This is a genomic window from Microbispora sp. H10836, from assembly GCF_012999525.1.
GTDB lineage: Bacteria > Actinomycetota > Actinomycetes > Streptosporangiales > Streptosporangiaceae > Microbispora.
Genome location: NZ_JABBWU010000074.1, coordinates 1 through 784 on the forward strand (window position 1 = coordinate 1; position 784 = coordinate 784).

At 59.1% G+C, this 784-nt stretch carries 1 rRNA gene; it reads left to right on the forward strand.

Annotated elements, in window-relative coordinates:
- Window positions 1-784 (forward strand): 23S ribosomal RNA (locus tag HHX30_RS40330); the annotation flags it as partial.

The window sequence follows — 784 nt, forward strand, 5'->3', positions numbered from 1 at the left end:
GGTGGTGGGTAGGGGAGCGTCGTGCGAACCGGTGAAGCCGCCGAGTGATCGTGTGGTGGAGGTCGTGCGAGTGAGAATGCAGGCATGAGTAGCGAGTCAGAAGTGAGAATCTTCTGCGCCGAATGACCAAGGGTTCCTGGGGCAGGTTCGTCCGCCCAGGGTAAGTCGGGACCTAAGGCGAGGCCGACAGGCGTAGTCGATGGACAACGGGTTGATATTCCCGTACCCGCTGTGATGCGCCCATATCGAATCCAGTGATACTAAGGGTCCTTAAGCCCTCCGTCCCTTCGGGGGTGGGGTGAGGCTGAACGCCTGGCCTGATCTGGTAGTAGGTAAACGATGGGGTGACGCAGGAAGGTAGCCCAGCCCGGGCGGTGGTTGTCCCGGGGTAAGCATGTAGGGCGAGAGATAGGCAAATCCGTCTCTCATGTGCCTGAGGTGTGATGCCGAGCCGATTGTGGCGAAGTGGGTGATCCTATGCTGCCGAGAAAAGCCTCTAGTGAGTGTCGCGGCGGCCCGTACCCTAAACCGACTCAGGTGGTCAGGTAGAGAATACCAAGGCGGTCGGGTGAACTGTGGTTAAGGAACTCGGCAAATTGCCCCCGTAACTTCGGGAGAAGGGGGACCTTTACTGGTGATGAGACTTGCTCTCTGAGCTGGTGGGGGTCGCAGTGGCCAGGGGGAAGCGACTGTTTACTAAAAACACAGGTCCGTGCGAAGTCGTAAGACGATGTATACGGACTGACGCCTGCCCGGTGCCGGAACGTTAAGGGGACCGCTTAGC